This window comes from Halorubrum sp. BV1 (assembly GCF_000746205.1).
Classification (GTDB): Archaea; Halobacteriota; Halobacteria; order Halobacteriales; family Haloferacaceae; genus Halorubrum.
Genome location: NZ_JQKV01000033.1, coordinates 1 through 1,119, shown reverse-complemented (window position 1 = coordinate 1,119; position 1,119 = coordinate 1). Strand labels below are relative to the sequence as shown.

1 protein-coding gene and 1 pseudogene are annotated in these 1,119 nt (G+C 54.3%); one reads left to right on the top strand and one right to left on the bottom strand.

Features of this window, described 5'->3' with window-relative positions; genetic code table 11:
- Positions 1–413: pseudogene (locus EP28_RS13870) on the bottom strand (mandelate racemase/muconate lactonizing enzyme family protein); the annotation flags it as partial.
- A 79-nt stretch (positions 414–492) separates the two neighbouring features.
- On the opposite strand from EP28_RS13870, the gene EP28_RS13865 reads away from it, so the two are divergent.
- Positions 493–1,119: fumarylacetoacetate hydrolase family protein (locus tag EP28_RS13865; RefSeq protein ID WP_080506145.1), on the top strand; the 627-nt coding region annotated here is incomplete at its 3' end.

The window sequence follows — 1,119 nt, the reverse complement described above, 5'->3', positions numbered from 1 at the left end:
AGCGATGCGTACGGCACGACTTCCTCCCGGTTCGGTCCCCCCAGCAATTCATGAACCGGCTTACCGAGCTGCTTCCCGATCAGATCCCAGATCGCCATATCGAGTCCGGCAAGAACACATTGGAGGGGGCCACGCCTGGAGAAGTGGTACTGGCCGGCGTAGGCGCGCTCCATCAGAGATTCAACCTCGAACGGGTCTATCCCGAGAACGGAATCAGCGACCAATTCCTCACAGATAGCAGCATTCGTTTTCGGAGGCCCGAACGCTTCACCCCATCCGACTGTTCCATCGTTATCTTCCACCTTGAGAAGGGTCATCGGTCGTTCTGGAACCGGGTCACCTCTCCCAGAGACAACGTACTCTTCTTCTAAGGGGCAAGAGAGGGGAATTGCCTCAACAGATGTGATTTCCATGAACGAGCGATTGCGAGGTCATCTATTTAGTAATACCGGCGAGGGAAACACTAAGGGGGGCTGGTTATAGTGATAGCACATGCGACTTGCGAGAGCAGATACAGAGGATGGTGTTGTTACTGGGACGTACAACGATGGAGTTCTAAGCACAGATAATGGTGAATACGAGCTGGGCGACGAGGCCGAGTTGCTACCGCCGAGTAAGCCAACCACCGTCTACTGTGCAGGGCGAAACTACGAGGACTACCTCGAACACAAAGGAAACGAAAAACCCGAGCAACCCCACTTCTTCCTCAAACCGTCAACTGCTGTTTGCCCTGATGGGGCTCAGATTCCCTATCCTACCTTTGCGGACGGTCTCGGATACGCCGGTGAACTCGCTGCAGTCATCGACGAGAAAGCAAAGAATGTTCCAATCCCAGATGTCGACTCTGTGGTACGTGGGTATACCATCCTAAACGACTTGGATGCTATTGGTCAGCCCGGTGCCGCAATGAAAGTGTTCGACAATGGGGCACCTGTCGGGCCGTGGATCGAGACAGACGTCTCACCGCAGAATTTGGATATGAAGACCACTGTGGGAGGCGACGTCCGACAGACGGGCAATACTAGTGAGATGCTCTTTACACCAGCAGAGATCATTGCATTCCTCTCGGAGCGTGTCACACTCCAGCCCGGAGATGTGATCGCCTTTGGAAGTCCGGCA